Raw genomic sequence first — 20869 nt, 5'->3', positions numbered from 1 at the left:
CATTCTATGAAAACAGGAGAGAACTATGGAATATCAACACGGTGGAGATATTTATACCAACAGTGTTACAATGGACTATTCAGCCAACATCAACCCTCTGGGGGTTCCGGCAGGTGTGCGCAGGGCGGTTTGCCAGGCAGCAGACCAGTGCTTTTGTTACCCGGACAGCCAGTCGGCTTCCCTTAGAGGAAAGCTTGCTAAATTTCATGAAATCCCCATGGAAACGATCATATGCGGAAATGGAGCGGCGGATTTGATTTTTCAGGTGGTTACTGCGGTCAGACCCAAAGAAGCCCTATTGATTGCTCCGTCATTTTTGGAGTACGAGCAGGCACTTCGTTCGGTTTCCTGCGGCATTACCTATTATGAATTAAAAGAAGAAGAGGAGTTCGCCCTTAGGGAACAGGAACTGATTGCCTGGATAGAAGAAAGCAGTCATTCCTTTCAGATGATATTTTTATGCAATCCCAATAACCCGACTGGCTTTGCCTTAAAAAAGGAGCAGCTGCACCCTCTTCTTGATTACTGCAGAGAGAAGCGTATTTTTCTGGTGCTGGATGAATGCTTCAATGAGTTTTTGGAAGACCCGCACCGCCATTCGGCCCTTGAATTTCTCCGGAAGGGTTCTCATGAACAAGTATTCCTGTTAAAGGCATTTACGAAAATTTACGCCATGGCGGGAATCCGTCTGGGGTACGGCATCTGTAAGGACAGCACCGTCTTAGAGAAAATCCACCAGATCCGGCAGCCCTGGAGTGTGTCCTCCATCGCCCAGGCCGCAGGAGAGGCGGCACTTGAGGAAACGGCATATGTGGAAGCGGCAAGAAGTCTCATTGCCTGTGAACGGGAATATTTAAAAGATAACCTTACGGCTCTTGGCTTTCGGGTGTATGATTCAAAGGCAAATTATATATTTTTCAAGGATTTGAGAACGGAAGCACTACAGGAAGAGAAGCTGCTGTACCGCCAGCTCCTGGTAAAAAAGGTCTTGATCCGTTCCTGTGCCAATTACCGGGGACTTGACGGCACCTTTTACAGGATTTGCGTGAAGCAGAGGGAAGAAAACGAAGCATTTCTTTCTGTGTTAAAATCCATCTTGACAGAAAGGAAATAAGAAAATGGCGAAAACCATCATGATACAGGGGACCATGTCCAATGCAGGAAAGAGTCTGATCGCGGCAGGCTTATGCCGGATTTTCAAACAGGACGGATATCGTGTGGCTCCGTTTAAGTCTCAGAATATGGCCCTTAACTCTTTTATTACGGAGGAAGGTCTGGAGATGGGGCGTGCCCAGGTGGTACAGGCAGAGGCCGCCGGCATAAAGCCGGACGCAGCCATGAATCCCATTCTTTTAAAGCCCACCAATGATATTGGGTCCCAGGTCATTGTTAATGGAATTTCCATCGGCAACATGCCGGCGAGAGAGTATTTTGCATACAAGAAAAAACTGATCCCGGAGATCCAAAAAGCATTTGACAAGCTTTCAAAAGAGTATGATATTATTGTGATAGAAGGAGCCGGAAGTCCTGCGGAGATCAATTTAAAACAGGACGATATTGTCAATATGGGAATGGCGGAGATGGCGGATTCCCCGGTCCTTCTGGTGGGAGATATTGACCGGGGCGGTGTGTTTGCCCAGCTGTACGGAACGGTCATGCTGCTGGAAGAGAAGGAACGCCAGAGGATTGCCGGATTGATCGTCAATAAATTCCGGGGAGACAAAACCATTTTAGATCCAGGACTTTCCATGATTGAAGAAAAACTGCACATTCCGGTGGCTGGGGTGATCCCTTATATGAAGGTGGATTTAGAGGATGAGGACAGCCTTGGGGACCATTTGACAGGCACGGAAAAAACCGAATATACCGCAGTTGATATTGCGGTGGTCCGGTTTCCCAGAATATCCAATTTTACGGATTTCCAGGTGTTTTCTTCCATACCCCAGGTACAGCTTCGTTTTGTTGACCGTCTGCAGGATCTTGGAAGTCCTGACATGATCATTCTGCCTGGAAGCAAAAATACCATTGAAGATTTGCTCGTCATCCGGCAGAACGGTCTGGAGGCGGCCATATGCAAAAAAAATGCTGAAGGGGTTCCTGTTTTCGGTGTCTGCGGAGGCTTCCAAATGCTGGGAGAAAGCCTGGCAGATCCTTACGGAGTGGAGACAACCGTTTCTTCGCAGGTAAAAGGAATGGGATTACTGCCCATCCGAACGGTGTTTGGAAAAGAAAAGACCAGGACCAGAGTGAAAGGGACTCTTGCCAAGGTAGAAGGAATCTTTTCGGAGCTTTCCGGCCTGGAGGTGGAGGGATATGAGATCCATATGGGAGAAACGGCCCGGTCTGTTCCGCCATTGACTTATGTAACGGAGAGTCAGTCCGGTTCCCGCTTGGCAAAGATGGAGGGCTGTCAGAAAGAGAACGTTTACGGGACTTATATCCATGGTTTTTTCGATAAGGAACGAATTGCGGAAACCATTGTTAAGGCTTTGATGAGAGGAAAGGGACTTTCAGATTCCTTAAAAGACAGGATCTCCTACCAGGAATATAAGGAAGAACAGTACGAACGGCTGGCAGGATATCTTCGTGAAAATATTGACATGAAGAAGATTTACCAGATTATGGGGTTATCATAAACCGAAAAAAAGATGGAGGAACAAATGAAACATTACGAACTGGAACGGGTGCTCCCCGAGGAAATAGAAAAACGCAGCTTTGAACTGATCACCCAGGAACTGGGAGAAAAAACACTGGACCCGGAGAATGAACTGGTGATCAAACGTGTCATACACACCACTGCGGATTTTGAATATGCTAAGAATCTGATTTTTTCCCCCCACGCAGTAACAAAAGGGCTGGAAGCGTTAAAAGAAGGCATTCAGATCATTACAGATACCAACATGGGGAAAGCCGGAATCAATAAAGCGGCTTTAAAAAAGCTGAACTGCACGGTGGATTGCTTTATGGCGGACGAAGACGTGGCAGAATATGCCAAAGCCCATGATACGACCCGTGCCTGTGCCAGTATGGACAAGGCCTCCAGGCTTTCCGGAGACTGTATTTTTGCGGTGGGGAATGCGCCCACAGCCCTGGTCCGGTTATATGAGCTGATACAGGAAGGTAAAATCCACCCAAGACTGATCATCGGAGTACCGGTTGGCTTTGTCAATGTGGTTCAGTCAAAAGAGATGATCATGTCGCTTTCCGGCATTCCCTATATTGTTGCAAAAGGGAGAAAGGGCGGAAGCAATGTGGCGGCGGCCATCGTGAACGCACTGCTGTATCAGGTAAAATAAAAAACAGGTTTCTTATGAGGGGTAGAACACCATGGAATTATACAGCATAATTTTAGTTGATGACGAAGAAGAAGTACGGAAAAGTATCATAAAGAAGATTGAATGGCAGGCAGCCGGTTTCCGGATGGTGGGGGATGCGGAAAATGGGGAAGATGCCATGGAAAAAATTGAGATGCTGGAGCCGGATGTGGTTCTGACCGATATCCGGATGCCTTACATGGACGGCCTTGCCCTTGCGGAAAAGGTTAGACAGCGGTATCCTTCCATGAAGGTGGTCATATTCTCCGGCTACGATGATTTTGAATATGCCCAGCGGGCCATAAAGCTGAATGTGACGGAATACATCTTAAAACCGGTCAATGTGGAGGAACTGACCTCTATCTTAAAACGGATCAAGAGCAACCTGGACTTAGAAATCGAGGAGAAAAGAAATTTAAGCCGTTTAAGAGAAAAGTACCGGAACAGCCTGCCCATTATCCGGGAACAGTTTTTCAATGATATGGTTCACAAAAAATTACACAAAGAACTGGTGGAGCAGAAGCTAAAGGAGTATGATATTCCGATTCTCGGAGCAAAAAAATGGGTGATCGGGGCCATTGATGTGGAAAAAGAAGAGGTGGGGGAACCTTTGTCTCTCCATAACGAAGAAGAACTTATCCCCATTTCTGTCATGCAGATTGTAAGAGAAAAGCTGGAAGGATATTCCCGCTTCGCTCTTTTTCAGTCCGCCTCCGAGGCAGATATGGTGGTGATCGCAGCCCTTGATGAGGACAACTCCATTACAGGGCTGATCGACGTGCTGGGAGATATCTGCAAGGAAACAAAACGAATCTTAAAGGTGCCTGTTACCATCGGGATCGGACACAGCTGTGAGGAATTATCCGGGGTCCTAAGAGCCTATCAGTCCGCCGTTGATGCACTTGGCTACAAAGCCATTGCGGGCATCGGAAGCACCATTTACATTAATGATATGGAGCCGGCAGCAGCAGGAAAGCTGGAATTTGACAGTGTAACGGAAGCCGAGCTGATCTCTGCCATTAAATTCGGTCCGGAAGAAAAGATTGAGGCATCAGTGAAAAGCATCATTGAAAAAATGAAAACCGCCAAAGTCCATCACCGCCAGCAGCAGGTCTATAGGATCGGAGTTTTGAACAGCATCATTCAGCTGATGCAGCAGTATGATCTTGCCATGGAGGATTTCATGGGCGGTGAACTGGAGTATATGGAGGTCTTTGATAAACTGAAAAAGATGGAAGAATTTGGACAGTGGCTGTTAAAAATTGCCCGAAAGATGAATCATAAGATCAACCAGGAGCGGGATATGACCACCCGTCAGGTGATATATGAGGCCAAGCAGTATATTATGGACCACTACCAGAATCCCGACCTTTCGGTGGAGATGATATGCCGCCATCTTCACATGAGTCCGGCCTACTTTTCCACCATGTTTAAAAAAGAGACCGGACAGACCTATATTGCCTATTTAACCGATCTGCGGCTTAACAAGGCAGTGGAGCTGCTGAAAAAGACCGACGATAAAACCTACATCATTGCGGCCAAGGTAGGGTATCAGGAACAAAACTATTTCAGTTATGTCTTTAAGAAAAAGTTCGGTGTTTCACCGACCAGATTTCGTGGAGCCAGGTAATGGAAAAGAAGAATATCAGCATTCGTTATACCATATTTGTATATTTTACCGTGACCGCACTTGCCGCCAGCCTGCTGATTACATTTTCGTTGTATCAGCGGCTTAGCAGCCAGGTTTCAGAAATGGTCATGGCAGAAAACCAGAGTTTGATCAATCAGGTGGCGAGGTCTGTGGAGTCCTATCTCCGTACCGTCATGAAGCTGTCGGATTCCTTATATTACGGTGCCGTAAAGAATGCAGACCTTTCCTCGGAATCCATCAATAACGAGATTACCCTTTTATATGACAACAACAAGGATAATGTGGATAACATTGCCCTCTTTACCCAGTCCGGTACCATGGTGGAAACCGTACCTGCCGCCAGATTAAAGACCGGCCTTCCGGTGACAGAGGAAAGCTGGTTTAAAAATGCCCTGGAAAAAACAGAGAACCAGCATTTTTCTTATCCTCATGTCCAGTATATTTTTGATAACAATGAAAACCAGTACCGTTGGGTGGTATCCTTATCAAGAGCCATCGAGCTGACCGAAGGGACCTCAACCACCCAGGGCGTCCTTCTTGTGGATTTGAGCTACTCCAGCCTGGAACATCTCTTTGACGGCGTGACGACGGCAAAGGGCGGTTATGTCTATCTGATCAGCAATGAAGGAGAGATTCTCTATCATCCCAAGCTCCAGCTGATCGATTCAGGACGGTTGCAGGAGAACAACATGACAGCCGCCGGCTATAAGGACGGGACCCACCGGGAAGAATTTGAAGGAAAACAAAGGATCATTACGGTTAAATCCATCGGCTACACCGGCTGGAAGGTGGTGGGTGTAACACCGAAAAATGTGATTTCCTTAAATTCGATTAAAACCAGGCTGTTTATTGTATTTCTTATCACTTTGATTTTATCCGTTCTTGCCCTGATCAACTCTTACATCTCATCGCGCATCACAAATCCGATCAAGGAGCTAGAAAAATCCGTAGGAATTCTGGAAGAAGGCAATTTAGAGACTCCTGTTTCCATCGGAGGATCTTATGAGATCCAGCATCTTGGGAATTCCATTAAAAATATGGCAAAGCAGATCCGTGTTCTCATGGATGACATCGTAGCGGAGCACGAGGCCAAACGAAAGCAGGAATTCGACACACTCCAGTCTCAGATCAATCCTCATTTCTTATATAATACCCTTGACATCATAGTCTGGATGATCGAAAACGAACAAAAAGCAGAAGCTGTAAAGGCAGTAACTGCTCTGGCCCGTTTCTTCCGGATCAGCTTAAGCAAAGGAAAAAGCGTCATCACCGTGCGGGATGAACTGGAACACGTCAGAAATTATTTAATGATCCAGCATATGCGTTTTAAAAACAAGTTTTCCTACGAGATCCATGCCGAAGAGTCATGTATGGAACTGACAAGTTTAAAGCTGGTGCTCCAGCCGCTTGTGGAAAATGCGATCTATCATGGAATGGAATTCATGGATGGTGACGGGGAAATTCTTTTAAACGTATTCCAAAAAGAAGATAACTTATATTTGACCGTAACCGATAACGGACTTGGCATGACATCAGAACAGGTGGCAGGCTTATTTTCCGATCAGGTTTCCAGCACGTCAAAGAAAGGCTCCGGGATCGGAGTTAAGAATGTCAATGAACGGATCAAACTATATTTTGGAGCTGCCTACGGGCTTACAATTGTTTCAGAGCCGGATGAAGGAACCACAATCACCATTCACCTGCCGGCGATTCCTTATGGCTCTGGGTTAGAAAAGGACGAAAGGTCATGACAAAACAGGAAAAATTATTATGGGGACTGATGGCAGTTGTTCTGGTATTCCTGTATCTTTTATCTTCAACGGATCTTATTATTAAAGAAAAGAAAACAGAAATTTATCCGGTTTCTGTCATCGTCAGTGATACAAACGATGAGTTTTATGCCAACTTTCGGAAAGGTGCAGATAAAGCGGCAGAGGAATATAACGTGGATGTGAGTTTTATCACGCTTTTTGAAAAGGGAGATGTGGCCCGGCAGATGGAACTTCTAAAAAGAGAGATAACTGACGGAGCTTCTGCCGTGGTATTGTTTCCCGTAAAGCCGGAGGAATGTGCCGGAAGACTTGACGATATGGTGTTAAACAGTCCGGTCATTATCATGGGAACGATGTTTCCCAATGACCAGGTCCGCAGCGGCATAGCCATGGACTATGAAGCCCAGGGGAAACGGCTGGGACAGGCCATTGCAGAAGAAAACGATTCTTCCATTCCCGTCTTTATTTTTACGGAAGGACTGGAATACGGGTATAACAGAGAGATTTATGCCGGATTAACATCGGAACTGAAAAAAGCGGGATTTTGTGCAGAACTGTATGAGAAAGAGAATGAAGAGACGTTCCGGCAGATCATAGAAGGGACGGTATATCCAGGCAGAAAAAAAGCCATTCTTGCGGCCATAGATGTGGAAAGTCTTGATGCTTCCGCAGAAATCATTGCAGATAGTCCGGGATACGAAAGTTCTATTACAGGGCTTTACGGAGTGGGAAGTACAACTAAAATTTTAACAGAACTGGATAAAGGGATCATTAAGGGGGTGATTGCCGCCAACCAGTTTGATGCCGGTTATACATGCATTGAAAAGGCAGTAGAAGCAATCCATCAAAGACAGGAGAGGGAGCAGATTGTTTTGGAGTCCTACTATATTAATAAAGGCAATTTGCGGGAACGCAGATATGAAAAAATATTATATCCGATCGATTAAGTGAGGGAAGGGAAAATGAGAAGGCGATATGGTGTGATCGCAGCAATTGTTTTGCTGCTGGTTTTTGGGGGATTGTTTTATCAGGGAATGAAGGGCAGAGAGACGGAACATAAAAGGTCCATACGAATCGGAGTCACCCTATACCGGGGCGATGATTCCTTTATCAATACCATCCGGGCCAATCTGGAGGAACAGGCAAAGGAATACGAAAAAGAGACAGGAATTAAGGTTGTTATGGAGATTGTGGATGCAAAAGGGAACCAAAATACCCAGGACAGCCAGGTGGACCGCTTTATCTCTTTGGGCTATGATGCCATCTGTGTGAACATAGTAGACCGTTCCATGGCATCAAACATCATCAGCAAAGCCATGGAGGCAGATCTTCCGGTGGTGTTCTTTAACAGAGAACCGGTAGAGGAAGATATGCGCCGCTGGGAAAAGCTTTACTATGTGGGGGAGAATGCAAAAGAATCCGCAGTTCTTCAGGGAAATATTTTAGTGGATGCCTATAAAAAAGATCCGTCTTCCCTGGATTTTAATGGTGACGGCAAAGTCAGCTATGCCCTTTTGGAAGGGGAGAACAGCCACCAGGATTCACTGATCCGGACCGAATGGTCCATTCAGACCTTAAAAGACGGCGGTGTTCCGTTGGAGAAAATCACAGGAGGCATGGCAAACTGGGACAGAAGCCAGGCCTCGGCCTGGATGGAACAGTGGATTTTAGATTACCCGGATCAGCTTGAAGTGGTGATCTGCAATAACGATGATATGGCATTGGGAGCGGCAGATGCTCTGGAACGGAACGGCTATAAAAGACCGGTTAAGATCGTTGGGATCGACGGTACGCCGCAGGGACTTGAGGGCCTGCGGTCCGGAAAGATTTTTGGAACGGTCCAGTGTGACAACAGGGAATACGCCAGTGTGATTTTTAAAATCGCTGCCGCCGCGTCTCTTTCACAGGATGTCCAAAAAGAAGTACCCCTGTATGATGGAAAATACTACGAATGCAGCCAGAAAGCCGTCCATGCCGATTAAGCCATTATTTTTTACATATGATTAGCAAAAATAAAATAATTTCTAAGAAAAAATTGGAGAATCTAAAAAAATCTATATATCACCAAATAAAATTATATAGAAAAATGCACAAAAAAAATATATAATTTGCATGTCGATGAAGCAAAACGCTGATAATCGTCAACTATATAATGAAAAGGGAGGATTTTTTATGAGATTACTCAAAAAAGTTTTCGCAGTAGGCCTTGCATCTGCAATGGTATTTTCCATGGCAGCCTGTAGTTCAGGCAGTAAGGCAACCACTTCCGGGTCAGAGACAACCACTGCCGCTGATACAAAGAAAGAAGATACAAGCGGGGCAGAAAGCACTGCAGAGGCAGTAAAGGATGCGTTAGGAGGAGATCTGGCTGATAAAAAAATCGGTATCTCTATCTACAAATTCGACGATAACTTTATGACACTTTACAGAACGGAACTTCAGCGCTATTTGACCGAAGAACTGGGCTTTAAGAAAGAAAACGTGGTAATCCAGGATGGAAAAGGGGATCAGGCAGAACAGACCAATCAGATTCAGAACTTCATTACTCAGAAGTACGATGTGCTGATTTTAAACCTTGTTCAGGCGTCCTCTGCCCCGGAAATTACCGATATGTGCAAGGAAGCAGGAATTCCGGTGGTTTACATCAACCGTGAGCCGGACCCGGAAGAAGAGCAGAGATGGAAAGATGAAAAGATCAATGCTACATACGTGGGCTGCGATGCCAGACAGTCCGGAACCTTCCAGGGAGAAGAAATTCTGGAAACTCCAAACAAAGGGGATTTCAACGGCGACGGCGTGATCAGCTATATCATGATCCAGGGGGACCCGGAAAACGTTGATGCACAGTACAGAACCGAATTTTCTATCAAAGCACTTACCGATTCAGGGGCAAAGGTAAAAGAGCTTTTAAAACAGCGCGGGGACTGGGATCAGGCGAAAGCACAGCAGATCGCTCAGGATGCTTTGACACAGTACGGAGATGAAATTGAAGTCATTTTCTGCAACAACGATGCCATGGCACTGGGTGCCCTGCAGGCAATTGAAGCAGCAGGCCGTACCGTGAATAAAGATATCTACCTGGTTGGTGTGGATGCGCTGACCGAGGCCGTTCAGAACATCCTCGACGGCAAACAGACAGGTACCGTATTCAACGATCATCTCTCACAGGCAAAGACAGCAAGTGATTTGGCTGTCAAATACTTAAAAGGGGAACCCGTGGATAATGTGAACATGGTTGACTATGTAAAAATCACCAAAGAAAATGCACAGGACACTCTTGATAAGTTAAAATAAGTTCCAGCAGATGTATCACGGGTGTGTCGGAAAGGCACACCCGATTTTTAAAAGGAATGAAAGGAGAAACGGGATGGCAGAGCAATACAGACTGGAAGTGGTTGGGGTCAGTAAATCCTTTCCCGGCGTCAAGGCGCTAGACAAAATCAACTTAAAAGTACGTCCCGGTACCGTTCACGCGTTGATGGGAGAAAACGGAGCAGGCAAATCCACTTTAATGAAATGCCTTTTCGGCATCTACAAAATGGATGAAGGGGAAGTCTTTATTGACGGAAACAAAGTGACCATCGCAAACCCGGATGATGCGCTGCACAAGGGGCTTGCCATGGTGCATCAGGAGCTGCAGCCAGTACCGGAACGATCCATTGCGGAGAACATGTATCTGGGAAGGTATCCTTTGATAAAAGCAGGTCCTTTAAAAATCGTGGATCATAAGACCATGAATTCAGAAGCGGAAAAATGGCTCAAGGATGTAAAAATGAGCTTTAATCCCAAAGCAAAGCTGGGAACTCTATCAATCGGACAAATGCAGTCAGTGGAAATTGCCAAAGCAGTCAGCCAGAATGCAAAGCTTGTGATTCTGGACGAACCGACTTCTTCACTAACTGATAATGAAGTAGAAGCCCTCTTCCGTATTATCCGGGAGTTAAAATCCAGGGGAGTTTCTATGATATATATCAGCCATAAGATGGCAGAGATCAGACAGATCGCAGACGATATTACCATCATGCGGGATGGTACTTATGTGGGCTCATGGGAAATCAACAGAATTACGGATGAAGACATCGTAAAACAGATGGTGGGACGTGAGCTGGGAAACGTCTATCCGCCGAAAGATGATTACCGGACCGATGAAGTCTTATTAAAGGTAAGCCACTTGAGCAGCATACACAGCCGTTCCTTCCAGGACTGCTCCTTTGAACTGAGACGGGGAGAGATCTTAGGCTTTGGCGGCCTGGTCGGTGCCCAGCGTACCGAACTGATGGAAGCAATTTTTGGAATGCGTCATATTGCCGGAGGGGAAATCGAAGTCCTTGGCAAAAAGGTAACGATCAGGCATCCGCAGGATGCCATCAATAATTCCATCGGTATGATTACAGAGGACCGGCGGGGGAACGGGATCTTCGGTTGTCTGAGTATTTCTGACAACACGGCTGTCTCATCCTACCGCAACTATACCAAAGCCGGCGTCATCAATGGAAAGAAAGTGGCGGAGGTAGTAAAAAACAGCATTGCCAGACTGAGCATCAAAACTCCCAGTGACCGGACCCAGATCCAGTCTTTGTCCGGAGGAAACCAGCAAAAGGTGATCATCGCCAGATGGCTGGCCAATAACCCGGATATACTCATCATGGATGAACCGACCAGAGGAATTGACGTAGGTGCAAAATATGAGATTTATCAGATCATGGTGGACCTGGTCAAGCAGGGGAAATCCATTATCATGATATCCTCTGAGATGCCGGAGCTGATCGGTATGTCAAACCGTATTATCGTCATGTGCAACGGACGTATTACAGGAGAAGTGGAGAATGAAGAGGCGACCCAGGAGAAGATCATGGCGTTTGCCACCAAATTCGATATGAACGATAAAATAGGAGAAAGTTCCACACAGGAGGTTAAGTCATGACGGCAAAAAAGATTAGTTTGAAGGATTTCCTTATCAATAATGGAATTATAGTTGTCCTCATCCTGCTGGCCATATTTACAGCGGTTAAGCAGCCATCTTTCGGATCATTTGATAACTTGAAAAATATTGCATTAAACGTAGCGCCCCGCTTTATCATTGCCTGCGGTGTTTCCGGATGTCTTATTACAAGAGGTACAGACCTGTCGGCAGGCCGTATCGTAGGACTTTCTGCCTGTCTTGCCGGCACCCTGCTCCAAAAACCGGGCTACAGCGGCAAATTTTTCCCCAATCTTCCTGATTTTGGAATCTGGTGGGTATTTGTGGTACTGCTGATCTGCATTGGAGTATGCGCCATCTTTGGTTTAATCAACGGTCTTGTAATTTCTTATCTTCAGGTTCCCGCCTTCATCGGAACCTTGGGAATGCAGCTGATTGTATACGGTGCCTGCCTGGTGTATACCAATGCAACACCCATCGGCGGTTACCGTCCGGCGTATACGGAAGTGGCCAAAGGAAGGCTGTTTGGAGTCGTTCCCTATCTGTTTTTGATTGCGCTTGTCGTAGGACTGGTCATCTGGTTCATTTATAATAAGACCCCTCACGGAAAATACATGTATGCCATCGGGGGAAATGAGCAGGCAGCAGAAGTATCCGGTGTCAATACCAATAAAACCAAAATCATCATCTATGTAACTGCAGCAGCGCTGTATGCACTTGGCGGATTCCTGGTAGGTGCCAAATCCGGCGGTTCCTCGGTAAACATGGGGATGGGCTGGGAGCTGGAAGCCATTGCGGCATGCACCATCGGCGGTGTATCGGTAAACGGAGGGATTGGAAAAGTATCCGGCGTTTTGATCGGTGTATTGGTATTTGAGATTTTAAAAACCTGCCTCCAGTATCTGGGAGTGGATACCAACTACCAGTACATTGCACAAGGCATTGTTATCGTCGTGGCCATCGCTCTTGATATCAGAAAATATATTGCAAAGAAGTAAATGCGGAAATGAAACCGGCTGGAAGACGAATGTCTGCATGCTGTTAAAAAGAATGGAAGCGAAGGTGTGGAAATACAGATGTATTACGCCTTCGCTTCGTTTTTTTGCCTGTTTATATAAGCCTGCTGAGCCGGCTGTTCTGATATTCGCCGGAGAATGTAACGTCTTTCCCGAACCAATCGGGGGCAGTAAAGGTTTCCGCTTCCTCTCTGCTTTGAAATTCCACCTCTGCCAGCATAAGCCCTTCATACGGTCCTTCAAAGATATCCAGTTCAATGGTCAGGTGGTCAGACCCTTTTAGGGGAAGGAGATATCTTTTTTTCGTAAGAATATGGCCGTCCGCCTTTTTTATCAGGTGGTCATAGGAATCCTTTGTAAGAGGCAGGTTGTATTCTTCCCGTTCCATAAGTCCCTTTGATTTATAAGTGAGATAGTAGGTATCGTCTTCCCTTCGCACACGGACCACCGGGTCGGTGGAGAGGTACCCCTGTTCGATCCTGTGGCAGGGAAAGTCTGTGGCACCTTCCGGGAGTTTGGTGATTAAATATTTGCGCTCGATTTCCATGAAAGAGACCTCCTTTTTTTCTTAAAGTATTGCCAAATGCTGCTAGTATACCACAGATGGATAAAAAATAGAAGGATGTGGTAAAATATGGAAAAAAGTGATATTATAAGGAATACAGTAAAATCCAGGAGAAAAGAAAGATGAAACGGTCAAAGAAAGATGTTTTTGCAGGCATTTTACTATTCGGGGCGGCATTTCTGCTTTCTGCCTGTGCGGTGACGGGCCAGAAAAGGGAAACAGGAAAAGCCCCGGCACAGGAAGCAGGAACCGAAGCAGCCGGGAAAGAGACAGGGCCTAAGATCGGTGTGAGTATTTACCGGTACGATGACACCTTTATGAAATTATACCGTTCGGAGCTGAAACAATATCTGGAAGAAACGTACCATGCCCAGGTAGTGCTCCGCAATGCAGACGGAAATCAGGAGACCCAAAACCAGCAGGTGGACCGGTTGATTGCAGATGGCTGCAAAGGGCTTCTTGTGAATCCGGTGGAAGTCTCTGCCGCCGGCCGGCTGGCTGATGCAGCTAATAAAGCGGGAATTCCCCTCATATTTATTAACCGGGAGCCAAAGCAAACGGAACAGCTGCGGTGGAAGAAGGAACATATGGCGGTTTCCAGCGTCGGAACTGATTCCAGACAGGCAGGCTCCTATCAGGGAGAAATCATTTTGGAAACACCAAAAAAAGGAGATCTTAATGGAGATGGAGTGGTGTCCTGCGGGATGCTGAAAGGCGAAGAAGGCAATGAAGCCAGTGAATACCGGTCGGAATATGCCATAAAGGCATTAAAAAAAGGCGGAATGAAAGCAGAAGAACTGTATTCCGGAAGCGGAGACTGGAGCAGGGAAAGCGGTAAAAAACTGGCCCGGGAGGCTTTTTCCCGGTATGGCAATAAGATAGAGGTCATGTTCTGCAGCAATGATGCCATGGCAAACGGTGCATTGGAGGCAGCAAAAGAAGCCGGCCTTGTGCCGGGGAAGGATATTTACCTGGTAGGGGTGGATGCATTGCAGGATACGGTGGAATCCATTAAGTCCGGAGAGATCGCGGGAACTGTGTTAAACGATCACGGCGGACAGGCCCGGCTGGCGGCGGACACCCTTATAAAGATGATAAACGGGGAAGAAGCAGAAACCAGGTATCTTGTGGATGATATAAAAATCACAACTGTGAGTACATTTAAAACGAGAAAAGGAGACGATTGATATGGGAAAAGTATATGCGTTTGTAGCAGATGGATCAGAAGAAGTGGAGTTATTGGCCGTTGTGGATGTGTTGATGAGAGGCGGTCAGGAGGTGAAACTTGTTTCCGTAACAGGAACCAAAGAGGTAGTAACCGCCCATAAGGTGAAGCTTCAGGCAGATTTGGAGTTTTCAGAGGCAGATGTAACCGATGCAGATCTTTTATTTCTTCCGGGAGGCATGCCTGGAACCAGGAATTTAGAAGGGCATAAGGGCCTGATTGCCGCTTTGAAGCAAGCCTATGCAGAGAACAAAAGAATTGCAGCGATCTGTGCCGCTCCCAGTATTCTGGGAAAACTTGGCTTTCTGGAAGGAAAGCAGGCAACCTGTTATCCCGGTTATGAATCCGATTTAAAGGGAGCAGCCTATACAAAACAGGGTGTGATCACAGACGGCACCATAACGACAGCCAGAGGGCTAGGCTATGCCCTGGATCTGGGAATTGAACTGTTAAAGCAGCTGGCCGGTGAACAGGAAGCCAGAAAGATCAGGGAGGCCATCCAGTACGATCAGATTCCGATGTAACAGGACAGGAGAAAGCATGAAAAAAAGATGGATCATACCACTTGCGGCGATTGCTTCCTTAGGCTTTTTAATGGGCTGCCAAACGAAAAACCCTTATGGGTTATCCAAGAAAGATCCCATAAGCATTACCATCTGGCATTACTATAACGGGGTGCAAAAGGAAGCGTTCGACAGCCTGGTACAGTCCTTTAATGAAACTGAGGGGAGAGAACAGGGGATCTTTGTAAAAGCGCTTAATAAAGGCAGTGTTGATGAATTGAGCAGTCAGATCAAAGACAGCATTGACCATAAAACCGGATCTGAACCGTTGCCGGATTTATTTTCCGCCTATGCAGATAACGTGTATGAGATCGACCAGAAGGGCCTTGCTGCCGATTTGCGTCCGTATCTGACTCCGGAGGAAATCTCTGAATATGTGGATGCTTATATAGAAGAAGGCAAAATAGGCGGAAAGGAAGCCATCAAGGTGTTTCCCATTGCCAAATCAACGGAAATTCTTGCAGTAAACCAAACGGACTGGGAAGAATTTTCAAAGGCCACCGGAGAGACAGATGCCGCTTTTGCGACCTGGGAAGGAATTACCCGTGTGGCAGGTGAATACTATCACTGGACGGACAGCCTGACAGAGACACCGGATGATGGAAAAGCGTTCTTTGGAAGAGACGCCTTTGCCAATTATATGCTTGTGGGAAGTATGCAGCTGGGACATGAGATATTTCGCACAGAAGGGGGAAGGACAACTCTGGATTTCGATAAGAACGTCATGCGGAAACTGTGGGACAACTATTATGTTCCGTATGTAAACGGATATTTCGGTTCCTACGGTAAATTCAGAAGTGATGATGTAAAGACAGGAAAGCTGGCAGCATACGTCGGAGCAACCAGCGGAATCTCATACTTTCCGTCCTCTGTGACCTTGGAGGACGGAACCAGCTATGCTATAAAAAGCAAGCTTTACCCCCTTCCAAACTTTGAAGGAACCATTCCCTTTGCGGTGCAGCAGGGGGCCGGTATGATGGTCTTTCGTTCGGACCAGACAAGAGAATATGCTGCCACGGTCTTTTTGAAATGGTTTACCAGCGTGGAACGTAATGTGGAATTTTCCATAGGTTCCGGGTATCTTCCCGTAAAAAAAGTATCAGGCAGTGAAGCAGTACTGAAGCCGCTATTGAAAGAAACAGGAGAAAACAGTCCTGTCTCACAAAATCTCCTCATTGGGCTTGACACCGCCAATAAATACCTGCTTTACACGCCCAGGCCATTTCATGGGGGAGACCGAGCCAGAAAAATACTGCAGACCTCCATGAGCGGGAAAGCCAGGGAAGATTATGAAAAGGTAAAAAAACTTATGGAACAGGGAACCGCAAGAGAACGCGCACTTGCTGATTTCTTGACAGATGATAATTTTAATACCTGGTATGAGGAAACAAGGGGGAAGCTGGAAGCGATCGTCGGAGAATAAGTTATGAAAAAGAAGAGAAGTGAATCCATTCGCACCCGGCTGCTCGGACCATTATTCATTCTATTGGTGCTGCAGGCGGCAGTGATTGCCGGAACTGTTTTCTTTGGCGGAGTTTCCGTCAAATTAAAGAATAATGAACTAAACGTTCTGACCAAGAATACGGAAAATACAAAGCTGAGGCTGGAAAAGGAAACCATACACCATTGGATCGTCATGCTCAATAATTCTCGATTCATGTCTGGGGAAATTCAGCAGATTCTCGAAAATGATGGCCGCGAACCGAAGGATATTTACAAGGACTATGTATTAAACAGGGAAATTGTTGATACCATCATGGAAAAATCCATAGAAATGCTGCATTTGAGCTATGCCACCGGAGCTTTTATGTATTTAAACGGACCGGCCGCGGCCAATGGTCCGGAGGATATGAAAGCCGGATTCTATATCCGCAACTCCAATCCAGGAGGATATCTAAATGACAATTCCTCCCTGTTAATGGAACGGGGACTGCCGTCTCTGGCTGAAAAATACCATATTCCCCTGGACTCCTTCTGGCAGCTGGGGTTTTTTGACAGCGGGGAAAAGGGTGCTGCAAAATTTTATAAGCTGCCCTATTTGGCAGCCATCCAAAGGAAAGCAATTCCTGAGGATACCATGGAATATGCCTATTTAAGCCCGCCTTTCCGGTTAAGCCCAAACGATATACCTGTGATTACCTATTCCGTTCCGATCATCTTAGAAGATGGAACGGTAGCAGGCGTTTATGGTCTGGAGATGTCGGTCAATCAGCTGGAACAGATTCTTGGGGAAGTACAGATCAGCAGCAGTTTTGACGAGTGCTGGGTTTTGGGGATACGAAAAAAGGGCACCGGTTCGATGATTCCTGTGGCGGATTCCGGAATCCTTTTTGACCAGTATTTTAATAAAAGCGGCTCCCTTGATTACATAGACAATGAAAAAGAAAATATCAGTTCTTTGACCTCCCCGGATGGCACCAAATGGTACGCGGCTATGGAAAATCTGGAGGTCTATGGAACCGGCGGGCCTTTTAGCGAGGAAGAATGGGTGCTTGTGGGTATGGCACGTCAGAAGGACCTCCTGGCGTTCTATAATGCGGTCAGGCGCATGCTTTTAAGCTCCATGCTAGTTCCTCTTGTTTTCAGCCTTCTGGGCGCTTATATGATCGGCAGAATCGTTACGGAGCCGATCCGCAGGCTGGGCGCAGAGCTTGGGAAGAAATCCGGAAGCATAGGGATTTCCCTGGAACGGGTGTATGTGAGGGAAATTGATGAATTGACAGAAACCATTGAACTGCTCAACCGGAATGCCGAAAGGACATCCTTAAAAATGTCCGGGATTTTAGAACATGCCAATGTGCTTGTGGGGGTGTTTGAATACGAGGCCGGGAAGGACCGGGTATTTTGCAGCAAATCCCTGTTTGAAATGCTTGGCTGGGGCACCATAGGCGGACCCTTCTGCTATCTGCAGACAGATGAATTCAAAGCATTTCTGGAACAGACCTTTGGCCGTATCGAAGAAAAAGGGGAGCGTATTTTGAGATGTATCCAAACGCCGGAAGGGAAACGATGGATCGAAATTACTCTTGATGAGTCCCAAAAGGGAACCGTTATGGGGGTGTGTACGGATGTGACCGCCAATGTGGAAGAAAAGGAAAAGCTGGAGCGGGAACGAAACTATGATCTTTTGACTGAGATCTATAACCGCAGAGCCTTCAGAGAGCAGACCCAGGCAGCCATAAAACGCATCACGAATGAGTGCGCCGCAGTCATCATGTGGGATTTGGATAATTTAAAATACATAAATGATACCTATGGCCATGATGAAGGAGACCGTTACATCGTTCTCTTTGCCAATTGTCTGAAAAAGTTTATGGAGAGCGGAGGAATCATCTCCAGGTATTCCGGAGATGAATTTGTTGTATTTTTAAAAGGAAAAGAAAAAGAAGAAATCCGTAAGGCCGTTCGGGATTTCATGAAGTATATCAGAGAGTTTACGCTCAATATGAAGGGTGGCTATGAGTTCCCCATCCGGGTATCGGGAGGACTGTCCTGGTATCCGGATGATGCCAGGGACTTTGATACGCTGTTTAATTATGCGGATTTTGCCATGTATATGGTCAAGCATAGCGTAAAAGGAGTGGTAAAGGAGTTTGATATCACTGAGCACACCCATAATTCCTATATGCTGACCGGGAGTGAGGAGCTGAACCGGATGCTGGATAGAAAAGAGGTTCGCTTTGCTTTTCAGCCTATCGCCACCAGGGAAGGAGCGGTTTACGGATATGAGCTTTTGATGAGACCGGAATTCATGAATATAAAGGGCATCAGTGAAGTACTGAATCTTACCAGGGCCCAGGCCAAGCTTCCGCAGATGGAGATACTTACCTGGTTTGCCGGGCTGAGAGCGGCAAAGGCAGAGGAGGAAGCCGGACAGCTTGGACGGGATGAGAAGCTGTTTATCAATTCCATTGCCAGTGTCTGCCTGACAAAAGAAGGTCAGAAAGAGCTGGAGGAACAATATGGACAGCTGCTTTCCAGAATCGTCATCGAGATGACGGAAGGGGAGCCGGCAAGCCAGAATTTCATGCAGTGCAAAATCGACATGGCAAGACAGTGGGGTGGGCTGACTGCAATTGATGATTTCGGGACCGGATATAACAGTGAGAGCATACTCCTTCACATGAAACCGGACATCGTAAAAATGGATATGAGCCTGATCCGCCGCATACATGAGGACCCGAACCGCCAGATTATTTTGAAAAATCTTTTAAACTTTGCCGAAAAGAATCATATCCGTGTTTTGGCGGAGGGGGTAGAGACGGCGGAAGAACTTGAATTTCTTATGGATTGCGGCGTTTATTTATTTCAGGGATATTATATTGCGAGACCTCAGATGGAGATCCGTCCGCTGGACCCATACATCGTGAAGAAAATGCAGGAGTTTTCAGGAAAAACCCGATAAAATCGTAAATAATACTGGAATTTACGGGACGAGTATGTTATAATGCTAACTTGAAGTGTAACGCCCTGTCGGTATGGCGGTTCACATATATTTCAAGGAGGAACCCATTAATGAGTTTACAAGTAGAAAAATTGGAAAAGAACATGGCAAAGCTGACGGTAGAGGTGCCGGCTGAGGAATTTGATAAGGCTCTTACTGCGGCTTACAATAAGAATAAGGGCAGATTCAATATCCCAGGTTTCAGAAAAGGGAAAGCTCCTCAGGCCATGATTGAAAAGATGTATGGAGCTGGCATTTTATACGAGGATGCAGTCAATGAAGCTCTTGATGCAACATATGGAGATGCAGCAGAGGAAAGCGGACTTGATATCGTTTCAAGACCGGAAATTAGTGTTATACAGGTAGAAAAAGGGAAAAATTTAATCTACACAGCTACTGTTGCCGTAAAACCGGAAGTGACCTTAGGCGAATATAAGGGCATTGAAGTGACCAAGGCATCTGCAGAAGTGACAGATGAAGATATTGAAGCAGAATTAAAGAAGATCCAGGAGCAGAATTCCAGACTGGTGACTGTAGAAGACAGAGCGGTAGAAGACGGTGACCAGACAGTGATCGACTTTGAAGGCTTTGTAGACGGAAAGACATTTGAAGGCGGAAAGGGCGAGGATTATCCTCTTACCATCGGTTCCCACTCCTTCATTGATACCTTTGAAGAACAGCTGATCGGCAAGAAAATCGGGGAAGAGTGCGAAGTCAACGTTACATTCCCGAATGAATACCATGCAACTGATTTAGCTGGCAAGCCGGCAATGTTCAAGGTTACCGTGAAGGAAATCAAGAAGAAAGAGCTTCCGGAATTAAACGATGAGTTTGCAAGTGAAGTTTCTGAATTTGAGACTCTGGAAGAGTACAAAAAAGATATCAAAGAGAAGCTTGCAGAGCAGAAAGAAAAAGCTGCTGCAACGGAGAATGAAGATCATGTCGTGGAAAAAGTCGTAGAAAACGCTACCATGGAGATTCCTGAGCCGATGATCGAAAGCCAGGTGAATAACATGGTCAATGACTATGCAAGAAGAATGCAGAGCCAGGGGCTTTCTCTTGACCAGTACATGAAGTTTACCGGTATGACCATTGAATCCTTAAAGGAGCAGATGAAGCCGCAGGCAATCAAGAGAATCCAGACAAGACTGGTATTAGAAGCAGTTGTTAAGGCAGAGAACATCACCGTAACAGAGGAAGCCGTTGAGAAGGAAATCGCTTCAATGGCAGAAGCATATAAGATGGAAGCAGCCCAGATCAGAGAAGCTCTTGGCGATAAAGGCATCGAGCAGATGAAGGAAGATCTTGCAGTTCAGGAAGCGGTAGATTTTCTTGTTGCAGAAGCAAAATTAGTTTAAGTAGTTTTAACCGAGTAGATTCCTGGCATTTTGTCCGGAG

Annotated in this window: 16 protein-coding genes; 15 read left to right on the top strand and 1 reads right to left on the bottom strand. The window is 46.2% G+C overall.

All coding sequences use genetic code 11. The features are described 5' to 3' along the window. Positions 1-25: 25 nt before the first annotated feature. The 10 genes from VIG27_RS10295 (at position 26) to VIG27_RS10250 (ending at position 12656) form a co-directional block, all read left to right on the top strand. The gene (locus tag VIG27_RS10295) at positions 26-1114 is read left to right on the top strand and encodes a pyridoxal phosphate-dependent aminotransferase (RefSeq protein WP_394522415.1); all 1089 of its coding nucleotides are present in this window, start codon (positions 26-28) and stop codon (positions 1112-1114) included. Between the two features lie 4 nt (positions 1115-1118). Then, on the top strand, positions 1119-2636 hold the full coding sequence (locus tag VIG27_RS10290) for a cobyric acid synthase (protein WP_394522414.1): 1518 nt from the start codon (positions 1119-1121) through the stop codon (positions 2634-2636). A 24-nt stretch (positions 2637-2660) separates the two neighbouring features. Continuing rightward, on the top strand, positions 2661-3296 hold the full coding sequence (locus VIG27_RS10285) for a precorrin-8X methylmutase (RefSeq protein ID WP_394522413.1): 636 nt from the start codon (positions 2661-2663) through the stop codon (positions 3294-3296). A gap of 31 nt (positions 3297-3327) precedes the next feature. Then, complete coding sequence (locus VIG27_RS10280) at positions 3328-4944, top strand: response regulator (RefSeq protein ID WP_394522411.1); 1617 nt, start codon at positions 3328-3330, stop codon at positions 4942-4944. Further along, a complete protein-coding gene (locus VIG27_RS10275) occupies positions 4944-6716 on the top strand; it encodes a sensor histidine kinase (RefSeq protein WP_394522410.1) in 1773 nt (590 codons plus the stop codon). Before VIG27_RS10280 ends, VIG27_RS10275 begins: the two co-directional genes overlap by 1 nt. After that, on the top strand, positions 6713-7684 hold the full coding sequence (locus VIG27_RS10270) for a substrate-binding domain-containing protein (RefSeq protein ID WP_394522409.1): 972 nt from the start codon (positions 6713-6715) through the stop codon (positions 7682-7684). Before VIG27_RS10275 ends, VIG27_RS10270 begins: the two co-directional genes overlap by 4 nt. A 15-nt stretch (positions 7685-7699) precedes the next feature. Further along, the gene (locus VIG27_RS10265) at positions 7700-8719 is read left to right on the top strand and encodes a galactose ABC transporter substrate-binding protein (protein ID WP_394522408.1); all 1020 of its coding nucleotides are present in this window, start codon (positions 7700-7702) and stop codon (positions 8717-8719) included. A gap of 190 nt (positions 8720-8909) precedes the next feature. After that, positions 8910-10031 (top strand): galactose ABC transporter substrate-binding protein, encoded by a 1122-nt coding sequence (locus VIG27_RS10260; RefSeq protein WP_394522407.1) that lies wholly within the window; start codon positions 8910-8912, stop codon positions 10029-10031. A gap of 73 nt (positions 10032-10104) precedes the next feature. Further along, positions 10105-11661, top strand: coding sequence for a sugar ABC transporter ATP-binding protein (locus tag VIG27_RS10255; RefSeq protein WP_394522406.1), 1557 nt, complete (start codon positions 10105-10107; stop codon positions 11659-11661). Beyond that, on the top strand, positions 11658-12656 hold the full coding sequence (locus VIG27_RS10250) for a galactose/methyl galactoside ABC transporter permease MglC (protein ID WP_394522405.1): 999 nt from the start codon (positions 11658-11660) through the stop codon (positions 12654-12656). Before VIG27_RS10255 ends, VIG27_RS10250 begins: the two co-directional genes overlap by 4 nt. 112 nt (positions 12657-12768) lie before the next feature. On the opposite strand, the gene VIG27_RS10245 is transcribed toward VIG27_RS10250, so the two are convergent. After that, entirely contained in the window at positions 12769-13221 is a 453-nt protein-coding gene (locus tag VIG27_RS10245) for a CYTH domain-containing protein (RefSeq protein ID WP_394522404.1), read from the bottom strand. A 140-nt stretch (positions 13222-13361) separates the two neighbouring features. Between VIG27_RS10245 and VIG27_RS10240 the strand changes: the two genes are divergently transcribed. From VIG27_RS10240 to tig, 5 genes are all read left to right on the top strand, one after another. Continuing rightward, on the top strand, positions 13362-14426 hold the full coding sequence (locus VIG27_RS10240) for a galactose ABC transporter substrate-binding protein (protein ID WP_394522403.1): 1065 nt from the start codon (positions 13362-13364) through the stop codon (positions 14424-14426). Between the two features lies 1 nt (position 14427). Further along, a complete protein-coding gene (locus VIG27_RS10235) occupies positions 14428-14988 on the top strand; it encodes a DJ-1 family glyoxalase III (protein WP_394522402.1) in 561 nt (186 codons plus the stop codon). Between the two features lie 16 nt (positions 14989-15004). Further along, on the top strand, positions 15005-16450 hold the full coding sequence (locus VIG27_RS10230; RefSeq protein WP_394522401.1) for an extracellular solute-binding protein: 1446 nt from the start codon (positions 15005-15007) through the stop codon (positions 16448-16450). A 3-nt stretch (positions 16451-16453) separates the two neighbouring features. Further along, positions 16454-19432 carry an EAL domain-containing protein gene (locus tag VIG27_RS10225; protein WP_394522400.1) on the top strand — a complete coding sequence of 993 codons (2979 nt, stop codon included), beginning with the start codon at positions 16454-16456 and terminating at the stop codon, positions 19430-19432. A gap of 110 nt (positions 19433-19542) precedes the next feature. Next, positions 19543-20829 (top strand): trigger factor, encoded by a 1287-nt coding sequence (gene tig / locus VIG27_RS10220; protein WP_394522399.1) that lies wholly within the window; start codon positions 19543-19545, stop codon positions 20827-20829. The last annotated feature ends 40 nt before the right edge of the window (positions 20830-20869 follow it).

This window comes from Lacrimispora sinapis (assembly GCF_043633585.1).
In the GTDB taxonomy this organism is placed as follows: Bacteria; Bacillota; Clostridia; order Lachnospirales; family Lachnospiraceae; genus Lacrimispora; species Lacrimispora sinapis.
Note: the sequence above shows the minus strand (reverse complement) of the source record. Positions and strands in the feature narration are given on the sequence as shown.